Origin of the sequence: Methylomonas koyamae (assembly GCF_001644025.1) — a bacterium.
In the GTDB taxonomy this organism is placed as follows: domain Bacteria; phylum Pseudomonadota; class Gammaproteobacteria; order Methylococcales; family Methylomonadaceae; genus Methylomonas; species Methylomonas koyamae_A.
Genome location: NZ_LUUK01000202.1, coordinates 1 through 24,417, shown reverse-complemented (window position 1 = coordinate 24,417; position 24,417 = coordinate 1). Strand labels below are relative to the sequence as shown.

General features: G+C 53.9%; 23 protein-coding genes. 5 read left to right on the top strand and 18 right to left on the bottom strand.

Annotated elements, in window-relative coordinates; genetic code table 11:
* From eno to accA, 9 genes are all read right to left on the bottom strand, one after another.
* On the bottom strand, positions 1-1,284 hold the full coding sequence (gene eno / locus A1355_RS19975; protein ID WP_139306071.1) for a phosphopyruvate hydratase: 1,284 nt from the start codon (positions 1,282-1,284) through the stop codon (positions 1-3).
* Between the two features lie 32 nt (positions 1,285-1,316).
* Positions 1,317-2,165, bottom strand: coding sequence for a 3-deoxy-8-phosphooctulonate synthase (gene kdsA / locus A1355_RS19970; protein ID WP_064031041.1), 849 nt, complete (start codon positions 2,163-2,165; stop codon positions 1,317-1,319).
* A 24-nt stretch (positions 2,166-2,189) separates the two neighbouring features.
* Positions 2,190-3,818: a CTP synthase gene (locus A1355_RS19965; protein ID WP_064031040.1), complete on the bottom strand. Its 1,629-nt coding sequence runs from the start codon at positions 3,816-3,818 to the stop codon at positions 2,190-2,192.
* Positions 3,819-4,367: 549 nt separating this feature from the next.
* On the bottom strand, positions 4,368-5,561 hold the full coding sequence (locus A1355_RS19960; protein ID WP_064031039.1) for a glycosyltransferase family 92 protein: 1,194 nt from the start codon (positions 5,559-5,561) through the stop codon (positions 4,368-4,370).
* A 9-nt stretch (positions 5,562-5,570) separates the two neighbouring features.
* Positions 5,571-6,560, bottom strand: a complete 990-nt coding sequence (locus tag A1355_RS19955; RefSeq protein ID WP_082885668.1) for a nodulation protein NodZ — start codon at positions 6,558-6,560, stop codon at positions 5,571-5,573.
* 72 nt (positions 6,561-6,632) lie between these two features.
* Positions 6,633-6,830, bottom strand: a complete 198-nt coding sequence (locus tag A1355_RS19950) for a hypothetical protein (protein WP_064031037.1) — start codon at positions 6,828-6,830, stop codon at positions 6,633-6,635.
* Between the two features lies 1 nt (position 6,831).
* Positions 6,832-7,020 (bottom strand): hypothetical protein, encoded by a 189-nt coding sequence (locus A1355_RS19945; RefSeq protein WP_064031036.1) that lies wholly within the window; start codon positions 7,018-7,020, stop codon positions 6,832-6,834.
* 34 nt (positions 7,021-7,054) lie between these two features.
* Entirely contained in the window at positions 7,055-8,374 is a 1,320-nt protein-coding gene (gene tilS, locus A1355_RS19940; protein ID WP_064031035.1) for a tRNA lysidine(34) synthetase TilS, read from the bottom strand.
* A gap of 69 nt (positions 8,375-8,443) precedes the next feature.
* Positions 8,444-9,418 carry an acetyl-CoA carboxylase carboxyl transferase subunit alpha gene (accA, locus tag A1355_RS19935; protein ID WP_064031034.1) on the bottom strand — a complete coding sequence of 325 codons (975 nt, stop codon included), beginning with the start codon at positions 9,416-9,418 and terminating at the stop codon, positions 8,444-8,446.
* A gap of 134 nt (positions 9,419-9,552) precedes the next feature.
* Between accA and A1355_RS19930 the strand changes: the two genes are divergently transcribed.
* Entirely contained in the window at positions 9,553-10,878 is a 1,326-nt protein-coding gene (locus A1355_RS19930) for a replication-associated recombination protein A (RefSeq protein ID WP_064031078.1), read from the top strand.
* 112 nt (positions 10,879-10,990) lie between these two features.
* Here A1355_RS19930 and A1355_RS25820 read toward each other — a convergent pair whose 3' ends face one another.
* Positions 10,991-11,155, bottom strand: coding sequence for a hypothetical protein (locus tag A1355_RS25820; protein ID WP_168031883.1), 165 nt, complete (start codon positions 11,153-11,155; stop codon positions 10,991-10,993).
* 280 nt (positions 11,156-11,435) lie between these two features.
* On the opposite strand from A1355_RS25820, the gene A1355_RS19925 reads away from it, so the two are divergent.
* Entirely contained in the window at positions 11,436-12,083 is a 648-nt protein-coding gene (locus tag A1355_RS19925; RefSeq protein ID WP_064031033.1) for a DUF2959 domain-containing protein, read from the top strand.
* A gap of 69 nt (positions 12,084-12,152) precedes the next feature.
* On the opposite strand, the gene A1355_RS19920 is transcribed toward A1355_RS19925, so the two are convergent.
* Genes A1355_RS19920 through A1355_RS19910 form a run of 3 tightly spaced genes read right to left on the bottom strand, consistent with a single transcriptional unit; the run spans position 12,153 to position 13,785 of the window.
* The gene (locus tag A1355_RS19920; protein ID WP_064031032.1) at positions 12,153-12,857 is read right to left on the bottom strand and encodes a dinitrogenase iron-molybdenum cofactor biosynthesis protein; all 705 of its coding nucleotides are present in this window, start codon (positions 12,855-12,857) and stop codon (positions 12,153-12,155) included.
* Positions 12,858-12,867: 10 nt separating this feature from the next.
* The gene (locus tag A1355_RS19915) at positions 12,868-13,176 is read right to left on the bottom strand and encodes a rhodanese-like domain-containing protein (RefSeq protein WP_064031031.1); all 309 of its coding nucleotides are present in this window, start codon (positions 13,174-13,176) and stop codon (positions 12,868-12,870) included.
* A 33-nt stretch (positions 13,177-13,209) separates the two neighbouring features.
* Positions 13,210-13,785 (bottom strand): hypothetical protein, encoded by a 576-nt coding sequence (locus A1355_RS19910; RefSeq protein WP_064031077.1) that lies wholly within the window; start codon positions 13,783-13,785, stop codon positions 13,210-13,212.
* Between the two features lie 648 nt (positions 13,786-14,433).
* Between A1355_RS19910 and A1355_RS19900 the strand changes: the two genes are divergently transcribed.
* Positions 14,434-15,663, top strand: coding sequence for a molybdenum ABC transporter ATP-binding protein (locus tag A1355_RS19900; RefSeq protein WP_082885667.1), 1,230 nt, complete (start codon positions 14,434-14,436; stop codon positions 15,661-15,663).
* 55 nt (positions 15,664-15,718) lie between these two features.
* On the opposite strand, the gene A1355_RS19895 is transcribed toward A1355_RS19900, so the two are convergent.
* A complete protein-coding gene (locus A1355_RS19895) occupies positions 15,719-17,008 on the bottom strand; it encodes a DEAD/DEAH box helicase (protein WP_064031029.1) in 1,290 nt (429 codons plus the stop codon).
* 151 nt (positions 17,009-17,159) lie between these two features.
* Between A1355_RS19895 and A1355_RS19890 the strand changes: the two genes are divergently transcribed.
* Positions 17,160-17,522, top strand: a complete 363-nt coding sequence (locus A1355_RS19890; protein WP_064031028.1) for a PilZ domain-containing protein — start codon at positions 17,160-17,162, stop codon at positions 17,520-17,522.
* A 23-nt stretch (positions 17,523-17,545) separates the two neighbouring features.
* On the opposite strand, the gene rapA is transcribed toward A1355_RS19890, so the two are convergent.
* On the bottom strand, positions 17,546-20,311 hold the full coding sequence (gene rapA, locus A1355_RS19885; protein WP_064031027.1) for an RNA polymerase-associated protein RapA: 2,766 nt from the start codon (positions 20,309-20,311) through the stop codon (positions 17,546-17,548).
* Positions 20,312-20,489: 178 nt separating this feature from the next.
* Here rapA and A1355_RS19880 point away from each other — a divergent pair, with 178 nt between their 5' ends.
* Complete coding sequence (locus tag A1355_RS19880) at positions 20,490-20,927, top strand: NUDIX domain-containing protein (protein ID WP_064031026.1); 438 nt, start codon at positions 20,490-20,492, stop codon at positions 20,925-20,927.
* A 48-nt stretch (positions 20,928-20,975) separates the two neighbouring features.
* On the opposite strand, the gene dapB is transcribed toward A1355_RS19880, so the two are convergent.
* The 3 genes from dapB to dnaK form a co-directional block, all read right to left on the bottom strand.
* On the bottom strand, positions 20,976-21,785 hold the full coding sequence (gene dapB, locus A1355_RS19875; RefSeq protein WP_064031076.1) for a 4-hydroxy-tetrahydrodipicolinate reductase: 810 nt from the start codon (positions 21,783-21,785) through the stop codon (positions 20,976-20,978).
* On the bottom strand, positions 21,785-22,924 hold the full coding sequence (dnaJ, locus tag A1355_RS19870; RefSeq protein ID WP_064031025.1) for a molecular chaperone DnaJ: 1,140 nt from the start codon (positions 22,922-22,924) through the stop codon (positions 21,785-21,787). Before dnaJ ends, dapB begins: the two co-directional genes overlap by 1 nt.
* Before the next feature lie 125 nt (positions 22,925-23,049).
* The coding region (gene dnaK / locus A1355_RS19865; protein ID WP_064031024.1) for a molecular chaperone DnaK at positions 23,050-24,417 on the bottom strand (1,368 nt) is incomplete at its 5' end.

Here is a 24,417-nt window from a genome sequence, read left to right as displayed (position 1 = left end):
TTATTTCAGCATTTTGAACGCGCCACGGCCGGCATAGCGAGCTTTCGCGCCCAACTCGTCTTCGATTTTCATCAGACGGTTGTATTTGGCGACGCGGTCGGAGCGGCTCAATGACCCGGTTTTGATTTGGCCTGTGCCCGTAGCAACCACCAAGTCGGCAATAGTGGTATCTTCGGTCTCGCCGGAGCGGTGAGAAACCACCGCGCTGTAACCTGCCGCTCCAGCCATAGTGATCGCTTCCAGGGTCTCGGTCAAAGTGCCGATTTGGTTGACCTTGATCAGGATGGAGTTCGCGATGCCTTTCTCGATACCTTCTTTCAGAATTGCGGGGTTGGTAACGAACAAGTCGTCGCCGACCAATTGGATGCGGTTACCCAACTTTTCGGTTTGGTATTTCCAGCCGTCCCAATCGTTTTCGTCCAGACCGTCTTCGATCGAGATAATCGGATATTTATCGACCCAAGCCGTCAGGAAGTCGACCATTTCCACTGAGTTGAAGCTGCGGTTTTCGGCGGACAACACGTACTTGCCGTCGTCGAAATACTCGGAAGCCGCCGCGTCCATGCCCAGGTAGATGTCTTGACCGGCTTTGTAACCGGCTTTTTCGATCGCTTCCAAGATCACTTCGATGGCTTCTTCGTTGGAACGCAGATTAGGTGCGAAGCCGCCTTCGTCGCCGACGGTGGTCGCCAAGCCTTTGCCTTTCAAGACTTTTGCCAGGTTGTGGAATACTTCGGCACCGTAACGGATCGCTTCGCGGAAGGTTGGTGCGCCAACCGGCAGGATCATGAATTCTTGCAAATCGACGCTATTGTCGGCGTGCGAACCGCCGTTGATGATATTCATCATCGGTACCGGCAGAATGAATTCGCCGGATTTGTTCATGAACTGATACAGCGGTTTACCGGCTTCTTGCGCGGCGGCACGGGCAGCGGCCATCGATACGCCCAAAATGGCGTTGGCGCCCAGTTTGCTTTTTGCATTAGTACCGTCGAGATCGATCATTTTTTGATCCAGCGCGGCTTGGTTATCGGCTTGCATACCAACCACGGCATCTTTCAGCACGGTGTTAACGTTGTTAACCGCAGTCAACACGCCCTTGCCCAAGTAACGAGATTTATCGCCGTCGCGCAATTCGATAGCTTCGCGTTCGCCGGTGGAGGCCCCGGAAGGCACCATGGCGCTGCCGACGACACCTGAATCCAAATAAACTTCGGCCTCGACGCTGGGGTTGCCGCGAGAGTCCAGAATTTCTCTAGCTTTTACATCAACGATTCTCATGATCTTCAATTGCTCCGTGGGAGTGATGGATAGGTTTAGTTGTTTTGTTGGTTCAAGGTGTTTTCGATCAAGGCCGCCGCTTTTACCGCGCGATCGAGGGTCATCAAAGTTTCCAGCAGTTCCTGCATTCGATGCAGCGGCCAGGAATTAGGTCCGTCACTCAAAGCGTCTTCTGGCTTAGGATGAGTTTCCATGAATAATCCGGCAATACCGACCGCAATAGCCGCCCGCGCCAATACCGGCACGTGTTCGCGCTGGCCGCCCGAGCAACTGCCCTGCCCGCCCGGCAATTGCACCGAATGGGTAGCGTCGAACACCACAGGACATTGGGTGTCGCGCATCACGGCCAAGGAGCGCATGTCGGATACCAGGTTGTTGTAGCCGAAGGATACGCCGCGCTCGCAGACCATGATTTGCTGGTTGCCGGTGGCCTTGGCCTTGGCGACCACATTGCCCATGTCCCAAGGCGCCATGAATTGGCCTTTCTTGATGTTGACCGGCTTGCCTTGAGCGGCGACGCTTTGGATGAAATTGGTCTGACGACACAGAAAAGCCGGTGTCTGCATGACGTCCACCACGGAAGCGACTTCCGCCAGCGGCGTGTCTTCGTGGACATCGGTCAAAACCGGTACGTCCAATTGCTGCTTGACCTTTTCCAGAATTTGCAGGCCGGTTTCCAGTCCCAAGCCGCGAAAACTAGACATCGACGAGCGGTTGGCCTTGTCGAAAGAGGATTTGTAAATGAACGGGATGCCGAGTTCGCTGGTGATTTCCTTAAGTTTACCGGCGGTATCCAACGTCATTTGTTCGCTTTCGATCACGCAGGTGCCGGCGATCAAGAAAAACGGTTGATCCAGACCAGCTTCGAAATGGCAGAGTTGCATGCTTAACCTTGTTGTTTATGCTCGTTAAAGTGCTTTTTTGTGTTTGGCGGCGGCTTCGACGAAACCCGAAAACAAGGGATGGCCATTGCGCGGCGTCGATGTAAATTCGGGGTGGAACTGGCAAGCCAGGAACCAGGGATGCTCCGGCAGCTCAACGATTTCGACCAGCCGGCCGTCCAAGGATTTGCCGGAAAAACGCATGCCGGCGGCTTCCAGTTGTTTCAGATACTGGTTGTTGAACTCGTAACGGTGGCGGTGACGCTCGGTGATCACGTCTTTTCGATACACCTCGAAAGCCAGCGATTCGTCCTTCAAGCGACATTTTTGCGCGCCGAGGCGCATGGTGCCACCGATGTCGGAGTCTTCGTCGCGGGTGACCAGTTCACCAGCCTCGTCCATCCATTCGGTAATCAAGCCGATCACGGGATGGGGGCTCTTCGGCAGAAATTCGGTACTGTGGGCGCCTTCCAAGCCGACCACATTGCGGGCGAATTCGATCACAGCCGATTGCATGCCCAGGCAAATGCCCAGAAAAGGGATTCTGTTCTCGCGGGCGAAGCGCACCGTCGAAATCTTGCCTTCGACGCCGCGCTCGCCGAAACCGCCCGGCACCAGAATAGCGTCGACATCCTTCAACCGAGCGGTGCCTTCCTGCTCGATGGTTTCGGAATCGATGTATTTGATCTCGACCTTGTGGCGGGTATGAATGCCGGCGTGCAACAAGGCTTCGTTCAAGGATTTGTAGGCATCGGTATGGTCGACGTATTTGCCGACGATGGCGATTTGCACCTCGTCGGTTGGGTGGGTCAGGCCGTCGACGACTTTTTCCCACGCGCTCAAATCGGCGGGCGGCACGTCCAGACGCAATTGGTTGACGACGATGTCGTCCAGCCCCTGCTCGCGCAACAGCAGCGGAATGCGGTAGATGGTATCGGCATCGATCGCGGTGATGACCGCCTTCTCGCTGACGTTGGTGAACAGCGCGATTTTGCGGCGTTCGCTGGCCGGGATGGTTTGTTCGGAACGGCAGATCAGAATATCGGGTTGAATACCGATGGTGCGCAGTTCCTTAACCGAGTGCTGGGTCGGCTTGGTTTTCAGTTCGCCGGCTGACTTGATATAGGGCACTAGGGTCAAATGGATGAACACCGCGCGGTCGCGGCCCAATTCGACGCCCATTTGGCGGATGGTTTCCAGAAACGGCAGCGACTCTATGTCGCCGACCGTACCGCCGACCTCGATCAGCGCCACGTCCTTGCCTTCCGCGCTGGCGTAAACCCGGCGCTTGATTTCATCGGTGATATGCGGAATCACTTGCACCGTCGCGCCGAGATATTCGCCCTTACGCTCGTTGCGAAGCACTTGTTCGTATACCTGCCCCGTCGTGAAGTTGTTTTTTTTGGCCATCGTGGTTTTCAAAAACCGCTCGTAATGGCCTAAGTCCAGGTCGGTTTCCGCGCCGTCCTCGGTGACGAACACTTCGCCATGCTGGAACGGACTCATGGTGCCCGGATCGACGTTGATGTAGGGATCGAGTTTGGTGATGGTGACCTTGAGGCCGCGGTCTTCCAAAATTGCGGCCAAGGAAGAAGCAGCGATGCCTTTCCCCAGCGAGGAGACCACACCGCCGGTGATAAAGATGAATTTTGTCATGAAAAATTTGCGCCCTGTCTAGCGTCTGGCAATGGGGTCAACACTAAACCGGAATTCTAACAGCTTTGTCCCATGCCTGCCGGGCAAATCTAGCCCTTGCGCCCCCACAGCAACCACTAAAAGCTCAGGCACATTCCTCACAGTAAGCGCACGACAACAACTGCCGTACATCAAGTTAACAAGCGTTAAAACGCCAAGAATGCGACGAAATGTCGCACGAAGCGCCTGATCTCGAGAAAAAGACGGGCAACGACTGGCAAAAACAAGATCGCTCACACCATTATTAATGTTACCCACGATCAAACAATCGCGGCCATTGCCGAGCAACAAGGCGTGAAGTCCAAAGCTATCGGAAGCGGCGCCGGAAAGTCGCTAAAGATTTTTCTATTCGTCAGCGTTGCGTCGTTTCGCCCAACGTTATGACATGGAATCCCTCTGTCAGCTGGAGGGCACATAACTTACTACTAGACGCATAACATCTTCGAAAGGGCTCTAACAAAACCATTTCCAACTGTACTTATACAAGATAAATATCAATTTTTAGCACAACTATATTTTCCCAATATACTCTTCCACGGAGTCAACGTATTTTCTCATTCCTGTATCTTCCACGTCGTTATGGTCCGAATACCCCTTAAATTGACGCTTGGAACTAGTCGCATAATAATGATTAATCCGAAACAGTTCGGGAGACACCACATCCATCCATGAATTTTCCTCAGACGCCTTAACCCCATGAATAAACATTAGCTTCGTTAACTGAGGCCGGACAGCACATTTCTCTCGACCTAAGGACAAAACCTCCGGAGAACGTCGAATATAATTATTAATAATTAAACCCTTAGGAACCTGTTCAAATCCTGAATTTCCAAACCAGATCATCTTGAACTGCAACGCGGCTATATTTGGATGCTCTCGACTCTCTAAAAACTTCAAAAAATCTTGCTCGGCATTAACAGGATAGATAAACTCATCAACATCGATAAACAACATCCAATCGGAAAAACTACCGTATTTGTATAAACAATGGTGCATCTGTCCTCGCTGACAAAAACGCCAGCTATTATCGGGAGCACCGGACACGTAAGGATAATCCCAATCTATCAACGTCACAATTCCCTGGGCAATTAGAGGCGCCAACAAGTTACGTATCCGCCTTCTTTTTAAACTACGATTATCGTATATATAGAAATGACTTACGCCTATCATACGATAATATGCGATCCACTCAGGGATGAACCTATCTTCATCCTTCATCAACGTCGTCACACTTAGCTTATGCCGCGGCAATTCGACCGAATGATTCGAAAGCTGGAGAGAGTTAACGATTTGACTACCGTCCAACTTTAACGTAATCAAAACCACGGGCTTACTCCGAAAACCAGAGGGAATCAAATATTTAATGATTAAAACCTGATAAGCCTCCTTTTCATCGGCAAAATCCTCAACGACCTGCCCAATAACTTCGCAACCTGAGTCGAATACGCATATTAATCTACTCCAGTCGGCAACGCGGTCATATCTACCAATAGCTACCACGTAATTTTTATCGCCGGAAACGAATACATCGTAGATAGCGGGCTTACCAGAAATTTTAATCTCGTGGCGACCGCCAAAATTCGGCAACGTCAGTTTCTTAAAGTAAAAAACCCAAATTGGATAATTTAACTGAACGAAATTATACGCAACATCCAGACTGACTTTTTTTCCCAGCCTCTTCAATAGGCTTAGCAGGACTCTCATACAAGCTTCCTATTCAGTGAAATCAGGCAAGTAATGATCCAAGGAACGCTTCATTATCTCTACCTCAGGAAACCATAGCGCATCTTCCAAAGGCTTGTTCAACAAAACCACCGGCACTTTTGGATTAAAAATCGACGCCCAAGCTGATAAAAATGACGACGACCGGATTAGTGCGTCGCATTTCGACAACAACAAAGAATTAACTAACGCATCGAATCCTTTCGAATAATTATCGCCGCCCCCATCGAGACTATGAATTGCCTTAATGCCATCGCTGCGAAAATGGTCCTGATGGCTCACCACAGCAATATCTGGAAATTTTTCCAGCATATATTGAATAAAACGACTTTCATCACTAGCGACAAATAGAACATCGACGCTGGGGTGATCCGCTAAAAAATTTCGAATCGTTTGTTCACAATACGCCCAAGCGACTTGTGGCGCCTCGACTACTTTATCGGTACCTCGAAAATGAACCCCCAAAACATACTTACCTGCAAAATGCTCGGCAACGAACGCTTCCACCTCGGCGGAAATCACCGGATTGAACTCAATATATTCACGGAAAATCTCGCCGGCTTGTTCCAAGCTCAAATCGTGAAAACACCAACCCGGCATCCGTAAATCTCTGATACGTCGAACCTTGGTAACCAACCAAGGCCTATACTCGGCTGCGAAACCGGCCGCTGACATTGCTCGATTAGAAAAATAATACTTAAACCAATCGCGCCCCAAAACCGGATCCGAATAATTCTTCGTAGTAAATTCTAAATAGGGTACTAAACCCTGCTTCTTACAGAAATGCAAAACAAACAGCGCCCAATTCAGAACCGCGAAAAACCCTAAATTGGAATTCACGATCTCAATTGCAAAAACGCCTCGATTTAACCGTTGAAAATGCCTATAAAAATATGGCGTCAGCTCTGAAGCTACCGCATCGAAAGCTTGGCCGGGCGTTTTAATTGCAGCAATTCTCCACCAAATATGCCTCAGATTCATAACATTTCACAACCTAATTTTAGAGAACCCAATATCTCGGGAATAAAAAGAAAAATCAGAGCAAAATACCGCCTAAAACCCCTGATCGACATCCTCCCGCAAACCAGGCCATCGACTGAATGCGAACACCCAAATCATGATGATATTCAAGACCGGCACCAATAATGCGATGACCCAACGTCCATCAAAGCCGGCTTTCCGCAGTATTCGGAATCCCAACCACAAACAAAACAAGATATAGACGGGCAACAAAACGAAAAACAACGCCATCTCAACCTCCTCGCCGCGCGTTTGGCCATTCCGCGAAGGCCAACTGGATGAATACGATTAATAAACCGAACACCGGAATAAAAACCAGTCCAGCCCAAAGCGGATTCAACCCCACTTTTTTATAGATTACGATAGTGGGAATGGCGATCATCATGCCGACGATCGCCGACTGCAAAACTTCGGCAAACATCTCATTTCTCCGACTAGGGTTTATCCATTCATCATCACACGCTTTGTCGAAACTGCCAAGACACTCGGTAGCAAGGTTCGTTTTTCGAACCGCTGACCCACTCGGCCACCCAAAGGCCAGCCACCGCCGCCAAGCTGCCATCCAGATATATCAACGGCCTCCACTCCCGTTCCCACGGCGGGGTACCGGCTGCTTGATAGAGCTTTTTCAAACTGTGCCGGCCACCCCTCCCTGGCAACTTCAACTTTTCGCCGCCGCGCCGGAACCTCACCGTGACACTAGCCCGATCCCAAAGCGCTTGAGCGATGCCGTCAACGGAAACCTCCTTGCTCAAGCGGCAACCGCCGCCCAATTCGATCTGCTGGGCATTATCAGGCCAAACCACTTCGCCGTGCGTGCGAACAGCCGGATAGGCCGGCACGCAAACTAAGCGCTTGCGGTATCTTCGAATCAGCGCGCCCTGATAACATAATTGCGGGTTCGCATCGCCACGCGCATCGACGACCTGCGCCAGAATCGCTTCGGTTATGGCTCGACTCGGCGGCCGGAGGCCGTTGCGAGCTAACCATTGTCGAATCAGCAAGCGACGGCGACTTGCCGCAACCGGCAGTTGGTCGATCGCCAGCTCGCCCCTGTCCAAACCGGATACGGCGGCCAATTGTGCTTCGGCCCACTCGTCCAGGCATTCCGCAGCCTCTCCACACAGCTCGGCCGACCGCGCCACCGTTTTATCCAGCCCAGGCCAGCGTTGTTTCAGTAGCGGTAGAACTTGGTTTCGCAGAAAATTCCGGTCGAAATCATTCGTGGCATTGCTCGGATCCTCTATCCAAACCAAGCCTTGCTGGCGCGCGTAGACCAATACCTCGGCCTTGCCCACTTTCAACAGCGGCCTGACCAACGACCCTCGGCCCAGCGGCGATATCCGAGGCATCGCCGCCAATCCAGCCACGCCAGCTCCGCGAAATAGTTGCAGCAACACCGTTTCCAGTTGATCCTCGCGGTGCTGAGCCGCCAGCACCACGTCGTCGCGGTCCAGCAAATCGGCTAGCGCGGCGTATCGAGCGCGACGAGCAGCCGCCTCCGGACTTTCACCCGGCGCAGCCGAGGCGTCGACAGTCAGCAGCAAGAACTCGACACCCAACGCTTCGCATTGCCGACGACAATGGGTGCCCCAGGCCGTCGACTCCGCTTGCAAGCGGTGGTCGACGTAGACCCCGCACAGTTTGGCTTGCCAATCCGGTTGCCGTGCGCACAGGTGCAATAGTACGTGCGAGTCCACGCCACCACTGTATGCGACATACAAACGCCCAACCCGCTCCGGCAGCGCGGAACTCACTGCCTGAAAGCTCAGCATAAGGCAACGCTCCAAAAAAAAGGCCGAGAGAAATCGGCCTTTTCTACGCTGATGTTCCGGACAAAGGAATTATTTGGCCGGCTCTTCAATGAACGAGCCGAAACGCATGATACGTTGATAACGTTTCTCCAACAGTTTGTCCATGTCGCCAGCTTCCGCCTGCAATTCACCCAAATGCCTGAGCAAGGCTTCCTGCAAATTGGCGGCGATCTTGGCGAAATTGCGGTGACCGCCACCGACCGGCTCGCGGATGACTTCGTCCAAAAAACCTTGTTCGCGCACGCGGTCGGAGGTTATTCCCATGGCCTCGGCAGCCAACTGGGCCTTGTCGGCGCTTTTCCATAAAATAGACGCACAACCTTCCGGCGAAATTACCGCGTAAGTACTGTATTCCAACATTAGCAAACGGTCGCCCACCCCAATAGCCAACGCGCCACCGGAGCCCCCTTCACCGATCACGGTACAGATAATCGGTGTCCGCAATTTGGACATTTCGAACAAGTTACGAGCAATCGCTTCGCTCTGACCGCGCTCTTCCGCGCCAATGCCAGGATAGGCGCCGGGAGTATCGATCAGACAAATGACCGGCAACTGAAAGCGCTCGGCCATTTTCATGACGCGCAAGGCCTTCCGATAACCTTCCGGCCGCGGCATTCCGAAGTTTCTGTAAATTTTTTCCTTAGTGTCTCGACCTTTTTGATGACCGATCACGACGACCGGCCGACCCTCCAAGCGCGCTAAGCCGCAAACGATGGCCGGGTCGTCCGCGAATGCGCGATCGCCATGCAACTCATGGAATTCGGTGAAAATTAACGAGATATAATCCAGCGTGTAAGGCCGTCCCGGATGGCGCGACAATTGGGAAATCTGCCAGTCGGACAAGTCGCTGAAAATACTCTCGGTCAGGCTCTCGCATTTCTGCTCCAACTGCTTCAGCGTCTCGGAAATATCGAAGTTGTTGTCTAGCTCGACTTTGCGCAGCTCTTCAATCTTGGCTTGCAGTTCGGCAATCGGCTGTTCAAAATCAAGAAATTTTAAATCCATGGCTTTCGGGAGCGGAATCTCTAAAATGGCCGGCAATTCTATTAAAAAAAGCCGATATTGCCTATCTATTTCGGCCGCGGTTTCGCTTAGCGTGCGACCGCTCCCCTATGGTCACCGTCACGCTTATGTCATTCATGAATAGCAAATACTCCGGTCCTCGCGACGCCTATATGCCGCTAGCCGCCAAAATGCGACCAAGCAGCCTTGAAGAATTTATCGGCCAACAACACCTGCTGGCAAAAGGCAAATCGCTAAGGGCAGCTATCGACAACGGCGCGTTGCATTCGCTGGTATTTTGGGGACCGCCGGGAGTCGGCAAAACCACGCTGGCCAAGATCATCGGTGGCATGACCCATAGCCACATCATCGAGTTGTCGGCGGTGATGGCCGGTGTCAAGGAGATTCGCGCCGCCGTGGGCGAGGCTGAAGAAATCAAGGCTCGACAGGGCTTGAATACCATCGTATTCATCGACGAAATTCACCGTTTTTCGAAGAGTCAGCAGGACTCGTTGCTGGCGCCCATCGAAAGTGGCGCAATCGTGCTGTTCGGCGCCACCACCGAGAATCCGTCGTTCGAGCTGAACAACGCGCTGCTGTCGCGCTTGCGAGTCTACGTAATGCGCAGCCTCGATACCGACGCGCTGATCGAACTGCTGGAGTGTGCGCTAAGAGATAAACAGCGCGGCTTGGGCCTGCGGCCGATCGAGATAGACCGCGAAACTCTGACGATGATCGCCAAGGCCGCCGATGGTGACGCCCGACGAAGTTTGAATATTCTGCAAATTGCCGCCGACCTAGCCGAGACCGTGGATGGACGAGAAGTCGTTAAACCTGGAATGATCGACGAAGTCCTGCAAGGCCACGCAAACCGCTTCGACAAGCGCGGCGATATTTTTTACGATCAAATCTCCGCTTTGCACAAATCAGTGCGCGGCACCGATCCTGATGCGGCATTGTATTGGTTTGCCCGGATGCTGGACGGTGGTTGCGACCCGCTTTACATTGCCCGGCGCGTGATTCGAATGGCCGCCGAAGACATCGGCAACGCAGATCCGCGCGGCTTACAACTCGCGCTAAACGCCACCGAGGCCTACGAAAGACTAGGCAGCCCTGAAGGCGAGCTAGCTTTGGCGCAAGCGGTAACCTATCTTGCGTGCGCACCGAAAAGCAACGCCGTCTACACGGCCTACAAGGCGGCAATGATCGATGCCAAAAAAAGCGGCTCGCTGGAAGTTCCAATGCATCTACGAAACGCACCGACCGGTCTGATGCGGGATTTAGGCTATGGCGCCGAATATCGCTACGCACACGACGAAGATCAAGCATTCGCCGCTGGCGAAAATTATTTCCCCGACGCCTTACAAAACCGCCGTTATTACTTTCCGGTCGAACGCGGATTGGAGAGTAAAATTAAAGAAAAGCTAAACTTTCTGCGCGGCTTACCGGCCAAAAAAACCTGATGAGATCAAATTTCGAAGGCGTAAAAAAAAGCCTCGCAACCCTGGGGATTGCGAGGCCGTGGAAACAAACGAACGATGGATGCTTCGTTTGCGAATCTCCGCCAATGGAGAATCAGACAGACTGCTTAACCGGATAAGTGGGTTCGGCCGCGATATTACTCATTAAAGCCGCTACACCGAACATTAAAGTCGAAAGAATAAACTCGCCGGAAATAAATCCGACAATACCGGTAAATGAAATAACCCCTATCATTAAATCTTTTTTAAATTCGTTCATGACAACCTCCGCGACATTTGATAAGAAACAGCTTTAATAAATCCACCCACCAAAGTCATCGCTATTCGACTTGGCGGCGTCGGGACTAAGTAAAAGCCAGTTCTTGATCAAATGCCAACCTCAGTGACCGACTATTGGAGGAATATCGCACTCTTTGTCGAAAAATTCGCGACTGGTTGGCAATCCGCCAGTATTGTCGAAGCCGATTTCCGGGCTAGCCTTAGCCGGAAACTGGCTTTACACTGCGGCAATTTTCCCCTTAACCTCTCCTGGTGACCCAATGAAAAGTCGCTTACATTGCGCCCTTGTACTGATTGCACTGACCGCTACCGCTTGCTCGAAAGCCTATTACGGTAGCCTGGAAAAACTGGGCATTCCTAAGCGGGAAGTCATGGTACATCGGGTCGAAAAAGCCCGCGAGACCCAGGAGGAAACCAAGCAACAATTCAAATCGGCACTGGAACAGTTCACCGTATTGACCAATTTTCAGGGTGGCGACCTGGAATCAACCTACGGGAAACTAAACGACGAGTATGATGCCAGCGTGCGGAAGGCGGATGAAATTCACAAACGCATCGCCGATATCGAAGACGTTTCGGAAGCCTTATTTACTGAATGGGAAGCCGAACTTAGGGAATACACCAACGCCTCGCTCAGACAAACCAGTAGCAAAAAGCTGGCGGTAACAAAAACCCAATACCGGCAATTGCTGGCAGCAATGCGCAAAGCGGAGTCCAAACTGGAGCCGGTACTGAAAGTCTTCAAGGACCAAGTCTTGTTTCTAAAGCACAATTTAAATGCTCAGGCCATCGCTTCGCTAAAAGGCCAGCTCGATAGCGTGAAATCGGATGTTTCCGCGCTAGTCCTTGAAATGGAAAAATCGATCAACGAAGCGGATAGCTTTATCGCGACCATGGAAAAGTCTTGAAGACTCCGGACTAAGTCCGGTTAGACCGAACAACCGGAGCACACCGAAATTGTGTACTCCGGCCCTCATTCAATCTTGGTGAGCGAAGCGCTTGCGCTCCTCGGCACTCTTACCCAATGCCTTGGCCATCCACGGCGGCGGCGCGTCAAACACTTTCTGAAACTCGCGCAACTGTGCTTCAGCTTCGATCACGTCCGGGATCTTGATCGGATAAATATCGGCTCGAATCACTTTCGCGGCGGCCGGTCCACCGATAGACTGCACGAATAACACATGGCAGTCCTTGATCAACTCGGCCCGGAACAGGTTTTTATCGTCGGCGGTATCGGCTTCCACCGTAGAGCGGATATCCACCAATCGCATGGCGTCCTTGGACAATTGATACACCAAAAACCGGATGCACGAGCCGAAATGCCCGTTCAGCGACTGCCCGCTGTTGGATGCGATCGCGACCCGGATCGATTCCGGCATGTCGCCTTCCTTGTAGGGGAGGATTTCCGGCAAGCCCTCGTCACCGTCTTCCTCGCCCCATAGATAACGCACTGCCAATTTGATGTTGGCCAATCCAATGTCGATATCCTCACCATCTTCCTCGCCATCGTGGCTGCCAATCCCGGTTTTCAAATTGGTGACGGTAATGGTTTTCAGGCGTTCGTCGGTCAACGGCGAACCGACTTTTTCGTGCAGAATTCCAATCAGCGACGCCACATCCACGCCGGGCAACACTCTTGACGCCAACGCAATGCGGAGCGCGATATCTCTTGATAATTCCATAGCGTTACCCCTAAAGTTTGTGCTGTTCTTTCCAGTCGGCGTAACCGCCGGCCATGCTGTATACCTGCTGAAAACCGAAATCTCCGAACATTTCCGCCATATGCTCGCTGGCATGGCCGTAATAGCAATAAATCAGCATGGGCTTGGACTTATCGGCTTTTCTGATCAAGGTGTCGCGCAACTGTTCGTGTACGTGCATCGCATTGTCGATATGTCCTGCCTTATAGTCCTTAAGGTCCCGGCAATCCAAGATCATCGGCTGCTGTTCGGCGATCAAGGCTTCGGATTCGGCCACCGTAAGCGTCTTAAAGTTTTTCATAAGTCCTCACCCCCGTTTCGCTTCGCCGACCCGTTACACCGGACCGTAGCTCGCTTCGCGTTTAACTTCGATGGTTTTAGTCAACGCCGCTTCGTAGCTCAACGTCTCGCCTTTAAATTTAAAGCCTTTTGCCGCTTCGTACACGGTGATGACTTTGTCTTCGGCGGACTGGCCTTTCAGGTCCGCTTTCTCGATGTACAGAAATTCCATCGTTTCGTTCCAGACCATGCCCTCACTGTACGGCAACAATTTGAATGTATAACCTTCCAATTCGACAACCATTGGAGCGGCGATGTTTTCGACGTAAATCAAAGCCAAGGTATCGGCGGTCAAACCGGCTTTATATTTCTCGACGAATAGTGCAAGGGACTCCAACTGATAGACCATACCGTTTAAAAACAAGATCTTGTCGCTATCGGCCAGCATCGCCGCTTGCTGGATCAATAATTTGGGCGGGTTACGGTCGTTGGGATTGGTCGCGCCTTCGCGCATGGCACCTTCGATCAGCACTAAGTCGCCGCGCCAAGCAGTCAGACCCGCAGTGCTGGTTTTGCCCAATACCGTAGAAATGGTCAATAGGCCTTGGCTGTTGTAACTGTCGAGTAACATCGGAAACATCTCCTAATAGATAAAAAATTCGGTTCAATTTAATTAAGCAAGAGCCTTGCCAGCCAAGCATACCCTTATCGCAACTGGGGCTATTCACGAATTGGGGTCATTCCGGCTTATCGGAAAACCCCGATTTGCCGACAGCGACCGCCAACAATGTCGCAAACACTACAAATTCCACGCGATTTTTCGGTTCGCCGTTGTAGGCTTTAACACTATTTTGCAGCGCCCCTACCGAATCGATATACTCAAATATAATTAACGAACTACCTCGCCAAACACACTACCCCAATTCGCTAATGCCCTACCGCGCTCGTCCACGGCCAGAGCCATGGCCCAAAAACTGCTTGTAAATACGTGGATTATGCCCATCAAGCAAAGTGCGACAACTTTCAGTCAAATCGCCACTATCGCACTCGATCAGCGTTAGTCCCGAACCGTTTCACGAACAATCACGTCTTTCGATATATATAATATGATATACCGAATATCCGCTTCGTTTGTTACTGAAACACCTGTTCCGGCCAAGCTGTCAAAGAAAACCTGCCGACAAGCGCGATCTTTAAGTCGGGGCGTTGACGATAGCGTTCGCCGGTTAACCCTGGCTCTTCGAGAGCAACGATCACCCACCAAACTAGCGAGGCCATCATGTTGTTAGAAATGAACGTCAAATTGCGCAGAGGCCATTTCGACCTGACCACATCGCTGGCGATCAATGACAACAGCATGGGCCTGCTCGGGAAATCCGGCGCCGGCAAAAGCACCTTGCTGGGCTTGATCGCAGGCGCCATTCAGCCGCATAGCGGCTACATTCTGGTCGACGGCAAGATCTTGTTCGACAGTCGCAAGGGTATCGTCATGCCGCGCGAACAACGTCCGGTAGGCGCCGTACTACAACTGGATTGCGCCGATCCGTCCGAAACCGTCCGCGAAAACTTGAACGCCACCCGCGAGCGCACGCTGAGGCATCGGAGAAACTTCAAGCTACCGTTCTTGATCGAGTTACTCGAATTGGGCAGTCTGCTCGACCAACCCTTACCGCTGCTTTCAGCCGGGGAAAGGCAACGGGTGGCCTTGGCCCGGTCGCTGGTGAAGTCGCCGCGCTTGCTCCTGCTGGACGACACCTTTGCGACGATAGGCCACGACTACCGGCCGCTGCTATTGGCGCTGCTCAAGCGCGCTCAAATCGAACTCAACCTACCCGCACTCTACGCCAGTCAATCCTTAGGGGAAATCCTCGACTTGACCGACCAATTGATCGTGCTGGATCAGGGGAAGGTGACGCGTAGCGGCTCATTACCGGAAATCGCCAAGGGACAAGGCATGCTTCGCTATCTGGGCATGCGTCAGATAGACAACTTGCTGCCGGTCACCATACGTCATCACGACCATTCCGCCGGCCACACCCAGGCAGACAGTTTCGGCTTGCCGTTGGCGCTGCCGCTGAGGCCGCAATTGGCTCCGGGCAGCGGGACCCAGGTATCGATCCGCGCCAACGACATCGCGCTGTCGCGCGGATACTTAAGCGGCATTTCGATCCAGAACCAGATCAAGGGCCGCATCTGCGCGCTTATTCCCAGCGGAGAGAGCTTAATTGTGCAAATCGATTGCGGCGGCGCGTTGCTGGCCGAAATTACCCACGGCGCGGCCCGCGATATGGCTCTACAGGAAGGCGATACGGTTTATTGCTTGATCAAGACCCATTCGATCGCTTATCTGCGCGAACTTCAAACTCAGTCATACCAACGCGTGATTAGCGTAGGTCCGGATCACTATCACTTGCTTGAAACCGCGCCCACAGCCCACGGTTTCCACCACGCTATCGCAAATAGCGCCGTCGAAATCAAGCAAGTAACCGATCGAATCATTCAGGCCTAAGCACAACTAAATCCAATACATCTGTTGTAGCCTATCCACTAAGCGACGGGCCCACTCATCGCCCGCGCGCGCCACCGGCAGCGGCTCGAGGCGGCCGGCCGCCCCGAGCACGTTCGCCCGGACGGTCGCCGGGCCGAGCTTGCGACCGAGGTTTAGCCGCTGCCTTAGGCTTGGCCTTGGGCTGAGACTTGGCGGAAACCGGTTCCAGCGACACTTTTTCGTAGCCTGTATCGGCAACCCGCGGAATCGACTTTTTCAGGAGTTTTTCGATTGCCGCCAACAATTGCGCTTCTTCAGCATCGACCAACGAGATTGCCTGCCCTTCCGCGCCGGCCCGGCCGGTGCGTCCGATGCGATGCACATAGTCCTCGGCGACTTGCGGTAGATCGTAATTGACAACATGCGGCAACTGGTCGATATCAAGCCCGCGTGCGGCGATGTCGGTCGCCACCAGTGCCGTGATCGCACCGCTTTTAAAATCGTCCAGCGCGCGGGTCCTGGCTCCCTGGCTCTTGTCGCCGTGCAAGGCCGCGCAGCGTATGCCATCCTTGATCAGCTGCTTGCACAAGCGATCCGCGCCGTGCTTAGTACGCACGAAAACCAGCACCTGCTGCCACCGGCCGTCGCCGATCAGATGCGCCAGCAATTCGCGCTTGGACTCGCGCTTGATACCGTAGACCAACTGCGACACGGTTTCCGCCGCCGAATTGCGTTTGGCAACGGCAATCTCGACCGGGTCGCTCAACAATTGTTCGGCCAGCGTGCTGATCTCCGGCGAATACGTTGCCGAAAACAACAGATTCTGGCGCCGTGCCGGCAATAATTGGATAATTTTGCGGATGTCGCGGATAAACCCCATATCCAGCATCCGGTCGGCTTCGTCGAGCACGAAATACTCGATTTGCGACAGGTCCGCATAGCCTTGCTGGATCAAATCCAACAAGCGGCCGGGAGTCGCAACCACGATATCGGTTCCGCGCTGCAATTTTTGGATTTGCGGCTTGCTGCTGACGCCCCCGAAAATCGCTTCCGCAAAAAACGGCAGATGCTTACCGTAAGAGCAAACGCTCTCGTAGACCTGCAGCGCCAGTTCGCGGGTCGGCGTTAGGATCAACACCCGAATAGGTCGGGGCTTTTTCCTCACAGGCGCTTGTTGCAGCAATTGCAACAAAGGCAGTGTAAAGCCCGCGGTTTTGCCGGTGCCGGTCTGAGCACCGGCCAGCACGTCCCGCCCCTGCAATATCACCGGGATCGCTTGCTCCTGAATCGGAGTAGGCGTTTCGTAACCTTGTTCGGCAACGGCTCTAAGAATTTGCTCGGAAAGACCGAGTTCTGAAAATAGCATGGATTAACCTTATGTTGTTTCCGTCATATAATTCGGGAAAATTTGGAAAAAATTCGGGACATGACAACCGTGTCCAAAATACGGCTATATTTATTCTGAAATTTTATGACCCGAGGAAGGACGCCCTTCATCATTCCGCAGGAGCCAAACGATGAAACCCGAGAAGCGCAATCACCTTAGAATAAGACCTAGAGGCCTGCAGGCAGGTATCGTTTTCAACCCCACGACAGCCAAGGAGCTGGCGTTCGAGGCCGATATCCTCGATATTAGCTACAGCGGCATTCGCGTCCGGCTTCGCAAGCCGCTGGCGGACGACATAGTCGGCAAAATCAAGATCACGATGATATTGCCGGAATCCGGCACGCCGTTCAGCGTGCACGGCGTTATCAAGCATCAGCACAGCGAATCCGAATGCGGCCTGCATTACATCGACCACGTCGAGGGGTCGATAGACGATCTGATGTTCGAGTGCGTCGAACTTGACGAAAGTACCGTGTTGATCAAAACCAATTAAAACACCGTCCGGCGCGATCCGGCTCAAGCGGTAATCACGAAACGAACCGCATCCAGACGCAATTGCGCGTCCTGTATGCTCTCGTGCGATAACATCGTCATTTCCTTGAGTTGTTCGATCTCGGCATCCTTGATCGCCGGATTGACTTTTTTCAGCCTGACCATCCGCTTGATTTCACCGGTCAAAGCCGCCACCATTCGATTGGTGGCTTCGCCAATCAATTGCTGGGCCTTGCCGCCAGCGGCTTGTTCCGCTACTTTGATCATCTCCTGAATATGCTGGCGTTGGCTATTCAAAAACTGACTGATTTGGGCCTTCTCGAACTTATCGCCGGTTTCGATCAGACTGTCATGGCTGACCGATGCCGTTAGATCCATCTTGTTTTGGTCTATCAACACCCGAATCGGCGTATGCGGCAAAAACCGGCCAATTTGCAGTTCGGCCGGCGCACTACACTCGAGTACGAACAGCAATTCCAACAAAAATTGGCCGGCCTTCAATTGCGCATGCCTGACCACGCTGACCGCGGCATTGCCCGTCTCGCTGGACAACACCAAATCCATCGCCGCCAAAACCATCGGATGTTCGGCGGTCAGAAACAACATGTCCTCGCGCGCCAACGCAATATCCCGAGCCACCGTTACGGTCAAGCCGTCGTCCTGCAACATCGGAAAATGCGAAATGCGCAGATTTTCGCTGGGCCGCAGGATATGGCAAGCCTTGGAGTGGTACTCGACGTCGACGCCGTAGCAATCGAAAATATCCTCCAGATAAGGCCACAAACTGCCATCGGATTCGCTGGCGTGAATGGCTTCGACCAATTGCCGAGCAGGCTCCGGACGGCAGGAGTTCAGTTCCAGCAACAAATCGCGGCCCTTCTGCAATTCCGCTTCGAGGCGCGCATTCAGCTGGCGAGTTTCTTCTATCAATGCGTCAACCGCCGCTCGCTCGCGACTGGCCAACGCCGCCGACAATGGCCCGCTCAAGGCTTTGGCCACCTGCGACGCCGCCGAAACGTTATGTCGAAACGCGTCCAGACCTTCGTCGTACCAGCGAAACAACACCTCGCGCGGACTGCCGACCACGTAGGGAATGTGAATCTGTATCACATGCTTTTGGCCGATCCTATCCAGTCGGCCGATACGCTGTTGCAGCAAATCGGGGTTTTCCGGCAAATCGAACAGAAACAGATGCCGCACGAATTGAAAGTTGCGCCCCTCGCTGCCGATCTCCGAACACAACAGAACCTGCGCCCGACTGTCTTCATCGGCAAAGAATGCCGCCGCTCGGTCCCGCTCAACGATACTCATGCCCTCGTGAAATACCGCCGCGGTATGTCCCACGTGATGTCGCAGTATTTGCTCCAGCTGGATCACGGTGTCGGCTCGCCGGCAAATCAGCAACGCCTTCTCGTCGCCGAGGGTCTTCAAGGTGTCAATCAGCCAAAACAGATAGGGACTGTCGGCGAGTTCGGCGGTGTCCTCGCCGAGAATCGGATAACCATGGCGTTCCCGGTCCGGAAAACCTTTGACCGTATGCCGGGAGTTTCTGAACAAGATCCGACCCGTGCCGTGGTGATCCAACAGCAACTTGATCAATTCCTCGCGCGCGCCGACATTACTGTCGTTGACTTGCTTCAGCCATGCTTCGGCATTGTCGTGTTTCAACAACTCGCCTAACTCGACTTGCTCTGCCTCGTTTAACGGCTCACCGGAAATCAGCCGATTCGCCAACTGCGCCACCGGCTCGAATTGCTTTTCGTCTTGCAGATATTGCGCAAAGCTGTAGAAGCGATCGGGATCGAGCAATCTCAAGCGGGCGAAATGGCTCTCCTTGCCCAATTGCTCCGGCGTGGCGGTCAACAACACCAAGCCCGGCACCGCTTGCGCCAACTGCTCGACGAAACGGTACTCGACGCTGGGGGCGGTCTCGCTCCATTCCAAATGATGGGCCTCGTCGACGACGACCATATCCCAGCCGGCCGCCAACGCTTGTGGCTGGCGATCGGGAAAGTCAGCGAAAAACTGTTGGCTGCACAGTATCAATTGCTCGTTTTGAAACGGATTGCCGTCGTCGTTGAACGACATGCAACGGGTTTCGTCGAACAGGCTGAAACGCAGATTGAAGCGCCGCAACATTTCAACCAACCATTGGTACATCAGGCTTTCGGGTACCAAAATCAAAACTCGTTCGCTCAAACCGTTAATCAGACGGTGTTGAATGATCAAGCCGGCTTCTATGGTTTTCCCTAAACCGACTTCATCCGCCAGCATAATGCGCGGCGCGGCGCGGTTAGCGGCCTGATGCGCGATATACAATTGATGGGGAATCAGCGCGGCGCGCGCGCCTTGCAGCCCCTTGACCGCCGACTGTTGATGGCGTTGCTGGCGCCGCCAGGTTTCGTAGCGCAGCAAATACCAGGAGGTCGGGTCGAACTGGCCGGTGAACAATCGATCTTGCGGCTTGTTGAATTGAATATGGTGGTTGAGTTCCATCTCGTCAATTTGCTGCAATCCGCCGTCTTCGTCGACACCGATATAGGTCAACAGCCCGGCGTGCTCGTCCACTTGCTGTACGCTGATCTTGACGTATTCCACCGATTCGACGGTATCGCCTTCCGCGAACCTGACCCGCGTCAGCGGAGCGTTATCGCGCGCGTAAACCCGCCGATCGCCGGTCGCCAGGAAAAGCACCGTGACGCGATTGTATTCGGCTTCCAATACCATGCCTAAGCCGAGCTCAGATTCGGTGTTGCTAATCCAGCGTTGGCCGGGAATAAATTCGTTCATTGATTTAGTTGTCTGTCTGTTATGCCGACCGTACGACCATCGCCGATAGCCTCTGGTCTTTCCACTTTACGTCCGGTATCGGTATCGATCCAACGACTCCGTCGGCTTCCGAAAAATGGGGAAAACATGGTTAAATCCGCCCAACAAGCTCCCCCTCACTCGAAAACAGGACACTGTGATGCCCAAACCGATTACGCCTTTGATTGCAGCCGATATTCTGATCGAACTGATCGACCACCCGCAGCGCCCCTTCGTGTTGATCGAACGCAAATACCCGCCTTACGGCTGGGCTGTGCCGGGTGGCTTTGTCGATGTCGGTGAAACGGTTGAACATGCCGCGGTTAGGGAAGCAGCGGAGGAAACCGGTCTTGACGTTCGTCTGACTGCATTGCTGGGCATTTATTCCAATCCGCAGCGCGATCCGCGCAACCACACCGCGACGGCGGTTTACATCGCGGAAGCTCACGGCTCGCCAACAGCGGCCGACGACGCCAAGAATTGCGGTTTGTTTACCTTTGACAATTTGCCGCCGGTTTTGGCCTTCGATCACGCATTGGTCATAGCCGACTACCGTCATTATAAACTGACCGGAGAAATAGCGCCGCTAAGAATATAAGTGGACGCTGATTCGAGTGCGTGGCCCGCAGGGCGCGTTCGAGAAAACTCAGTTTTTCAAACCCAGTACGTCCTGCATATCGTAAAGACCGCTGGATTTGTCGGCCAGCCAAATAGCGGCGCGCACCGCGCCGTTGGCGAAGGTCATCCGGCTGCTGGCTTTGTGGGTGATTTCGACGCGTTCACCTTCGTCGGCAAACATCACGGTGTGCTCGCCGACGATATCGCCGGCCCGTATCGTCGAAAATCCAATGGTTTTACGATCGCGGGCACCGGTCTCGCCTTCCCGTCCGTAAACGGCGCAGTCCTTTAAGTCCCGGCCCAGCGCCGCCGCGACGACTTCGCCCATCCGTAATGCGGTGCCGGACGGAGCATCGATCTTGTGCCGGTGGTGGGCTTCGATGACTTCGATGTCGGTGTAATCGCCCATCACTTTCGCGGTCGTTTCCAGCAACTTCAACGACAGATTGACGCCGACACTGAAATTGGGCGCCATCACGATTGCGATGTCCCGCGCGGCCTCTGCGATTGCCGCTTTTTGGCTCTCGCTGAACCCGGTGGTACCGATGACGAGTTTTTTCCCGGCTTGCCGGCAGACGTCCAGATAGGCCATCGTCGCATCCGGCCGGGTAAAATCGATCAGCGCGTCGAAACAATCCACGACCGCCGCCAAATCGTCGCCGACCGGCACGCCGGCCGGCGAAACGCCGGCCAAATCGCCGGCATCCTTGCCTATCGCCAAACTGTCCGGACGCGATATCGCGACCGTCAATTCGGCTTGCGGCGCGGCTAACGCCGCTTTCAACAAACACACACCCATGCGCCCGGAAGCACCCACCACGCCGATACGCATCGTCATCATCCCGTCAACTTGTCGAAAAAGCTTTTCACGCCGTCCATCCAGCTATGTTCCTGCGGACTATGTTGTTTACCGCCACCACTGAGGGAGACTTGCAGTTGCTCGATCAGAGCCTGCTGATCCTTGGTCAAGCGCACCGGCGTTTCGATCTGTACCCGGCACAGCAAATCGCCGACCGAGCCGCCGCGCACCGGCTTGACGCCCTTGCCGCGCAATCGAAACATCTTGCCGGTCTGGGTTTCCGGCGGGATTTTCAGCATCACCTTGCCGTCCAGGGTCGGCACTTCCAACTCGCCGCCCAAGCACGCGGTCGGAAAGCTGATGGGCACTTCGCAATAGAGATTCGCACCGTCGCGGGTAAAGATCGGATGCTCCTTAACCTGAACCTGAACGTACAAATCGCCGGACGGACCGCCGTTGATACCGGCTTCGCCCTCGCCGGCCAAGCGAATCCGGTCGCCGGTATCGACGCCGGCCGGCACCTTGACCGACAGCGTTTTGGTTTCCTGAATACGGCCTTGCCCGTAGCATTTCGGACAAGGGTCCTTGATTTGCTTGCCGGTACCGTGACAGGTCGGACAGGTTTGCTGCACCGAGAAAAAGCCTTGTTGCATCCGCACTTGGCCATGACCGTGGCAAGTCGAACAGGTGACCGGGCTGCTGCCCTTCTTGGCGCCGCTGCCGTTACATTCGCCGCAGGCGACCAGCACCGGCACCTTGACGGTCGCTTCGGTACCGCCGACAGCTTCTTCCAGCGTCAACTCCAGGTTATAACGCAAATCCGCGCCGCGCTGGACGCTGCTGCGCTGCCGTCCGCCACCGCCGCCGAAAATGTCGCCAAACACATCGCCGAAAATATCGCTAAAGCTTTCCGCCCCGCTGAAACCGCCGCGGCCGCCGCCCATCGACGGATCGACGCCGGCATGACCAAACTGATCGTAGGCCGCCCGTTTTTTCGAATCGGACAATATCTCGTAGGCCTCCTTGATTTGCTTGAATTTCTTCTCGGCGTCTTCCGGATTGTCCTTGTTGCGGTCGGGATGATACTTCATCGCCATTTTGCGATAGCTCTTTTTGATCTCGGCTTCGCTGGCGTTACGATCGACTTCCAACAGTTTGTAAAAATCTTCTTTTGCCATAACGTAGAAAACCGCCGGCGTTTACCAGCGGTTATTTAGTGTGTTGAATGAATGGAACGATGAGGGTGATTAACACCTTTCACCCTGACTCTCTCCGTTAACGGCGAGAGGCTCCCCGGTGAGGATTATTTTTTGTCGTCCTTCACTTCCTCGAACTCGGCATCGACCACATTGTGGTCTTCGGCTTGCTGGCCGCTAGCCGCATGGGCTTCGCCGGCAGCGGCGTCCGCTCCGCCTTTTTGGGCGTAAACCCGTTCGGCCAGTTTACCCGAAAGCTCGGTCAGCGCGGCGGTTTTGGCTTCGATAGCGTCCTTGTCGTCGCCTTTCAACACGCCCTGCAAGTCGCTGATGGCCGCTTCGATCGCCGATTTTTCGTCGCCGGTAACTTGGTCGCCCAATTCCTTCAACGACTTTTCGGTCGCGTGGATCATGCCTTCCGCCGAGTTACGCGCCGAAACCAGTTCTTTCAGCTTGCGGTCTTCGTCGGCGTGCGCTTCGGCGTCCTTGATCATGCGCTCGACTTCGGCATCCGACAAGCCGCTGGACGCCTTGATCACAATGGATTGCTTCTTGCCAGTGGCTTTATCCTTGGCCGACACGTTCAGGATACCGTTGGCGTCGATGTCGAACGACACTTCGATTTGCGGAATACCGCGCGGCGCGGGCGGAATGTCCTGCAAATCGAAACGGCCCAGCGATTTGTTGCCTGACGCCATTTCCCGCTCGCCCTGCAACACATGCACGGTGACCGCGGTTTGACTGTCTTCGGCGGTCGAGAATACTTGCGAAGCATTGGTTGGGATCGTGGTGTTTTTCTCGATCAGTTTGGTCATCACCCCGCCCAGGGTTTCGATACCCAACGACAATGGCGTGACGTCCAGCAGCAACACGTCCTTGACGTCGCCGCCCAATACGCCGGCTTGAATCGCCGCACCCAGCGCTACCGCTTCGTCAGGGTTGACGTCTTTGCGCGGCTCTTTGCCGAACAATTCTTTAACGAAGGCCTGCACTTTCGGCATCCGAGTTTGACCGCCCACCAAAATCACGTCGTTGATTTTAGAAGTCGAAATGCCGGCATCTTTAATCGCTTGCAAGCAAGGACCTTTGGTGCGCTCGATCAGTTCGTCAACCAGCGATTCCAGTTTGGCGCGGGTCAGTTTGACGTTCAAGTGCTTCGGACCGGACGCGTCGGCCGTGATATACGGCAGGTTGATGTCGGTTTGCTCGGCGGAAGACAACTCGATTTTCGCTTTCTCCGCAGATTCTTTTAGACGTTGCAGCGCCAATGGATCGTTGTGCAAATCGATGCCGGTGTCTTTTTTAAATTCCCCGGCCAGGAAATCAATGATGCGCAAGTCGAAGTCTTCACCGCCCAGGAAGGTGTCGCCGTTGGTGGCCAATACTTCGAACTGGTGCTCGCCTTCGATTTCAGCGATTTCGATGATGGAAATATCGAAGGTACCGCCACCCAAGTCGTAGACCGCGATGGTGGT

Bases quoted from the DNA above. Each gene is read 5' to 3' on its own strand.
- A1355_RS19925 (WP_064031033.1), top strand. From the start codon at position 11,436: ATGAAAAGTCGCTTACATTGCGCCCTTGTACTGATTGCACTGACCGCT.
- accA (WP_064031034.1), bottom strand. From the start codon at position 9,418: ATGGATTTAAAATTTCTTGATTTTGAACAGCCGATTGCCGAACTGCAA.
- A1355_RS19890 (WP_064031028.1), top strand. From the start codon at position 17,160: ATGAAACCCGAGAAGCGCAATCACCTTAGAATAAGACCTAGAGGCCTG.
- A1355_RS25820 (WP_168031883.1), bottom strand. From the start codon at position 11,155: ATGAACGAATTTAAAAAAGATTTAATGATAGGGGTTATTTCATTTACC.
- rapA (WP_064031027.1), bottom strand. From the start codon at position 20,311: ATGAACGAATTTATTCCCGGCCAACGCTGGATTAGCAACACCGAATCT.
- kdsA (WP_064031041.1), bottom strand. From the start codon at position 2,165: ATGCAACTCTGCCATTTCGAAGCTGGTCTGGATCAACCGTTTTTCTTG.
- A1355_RS19920 (WP_064031032.1), bottom strand. From the start codon at position 12,857: ATGGAATTATCAAGAGATATCGCGCTCCGCATTGCGTTGGCGTCAAGA.
- A1355_RS19880 (WP_064031026.1), top strand. From the start codon at position 20,490: ATGCCCAAACCGATTACGCCTTTGATTGCAGCCGATATTCTGATCGAA.
- A1355_RS19955 (WP_082885668.1), bottom strand. From the start codon at position 6,560: ATGAATCTGAGGCATATTTGGTGGAGAATTGCTGCAATTAAAACGCCC.
- A1355_RS19960 (WP_064031039.1), bottom strand. From the start codon at position 5,561: ATGAGAGTCCTGCTAAGCCTATTGAAGAGGCTGGGAAAAAAAGTCAGT.
- A1355_RS19900 (WP_082885667.1), top strand. From the start codon at position 14,434: ATGTTGTTAGAAATGAACGTCAAATTGCGCAGAGGCCATTTCGACCTG.
- A1355_RS19965 (WP_064031040.1), bottom strand. From the start codon at position 3,818: ATGACAAAATTCATCTTTATCACCGGCGGTGTGGTCTCCTCGCTGGGG.
- A1355_RS19895 (WP_064031029.1), bottom strand. From the start codon at position 17,008: ATGCTATTTTCAGAACTCGGTCTTTCCGAGCAAATTCTTAGAGCCGTT.
- tilS (WP_064031035.1), bottom strand. From the start codon at position 8,374: ATGCTGAGCTTTCAGGCAGTGAGTTCCGCGCTGCCGGAGCGGGTTGGG.
- A1355_RS19910 (WP_064031077.1), bottom strand. From the start codon at position 13,785: ATGTTACTCGACAGTTACAACAGCCAAGGCCTATTGACCATTTCTACG.
- dnaJ (WP_064031025.1), bottom strand. From the start codon at position 22,924: ATGGCAAAAGAAGATTTTTACAAACTGTTGGAAGTCGATCGTAACGCC.
- A1355_RS19930 (WP_064031078.1), top strand. From the start codon at position 9,553: ATGAATAGCAAATACTCCGGTCCTCGCGACGCCTATATGCCGCTAGCC.
- A1355_RS19950 (WP_064031037.1), bottom strand. From the start codon at position 6,830: ATGGCGTTGTTTTTCGTTTTGTTGCCCGTCTATATCTTGTTTTGTTTG.
- A1355_RS19945 (WP_064031036.1), bottom strand. From the start codon at position 7,020: ATGTTTGCCGAAGTTTTGCAGTCGGCGATCGTCGGCATGATGATCGCC.
- A1355_RS19915 (WP_064031031.1), bottom strand. From the start codon at position 13,176: ATGAAAAACTTTAAGACGCTTACGGTGGCCGAATCCGAAGCCTTGATC.
- dapB (WP_064031076.1), bottom strand. From the start codon at position 21,785: ATGACGATGCGTATCGGCGTGGTGGGTGCTTCCGGGCGCATGGGTGTG.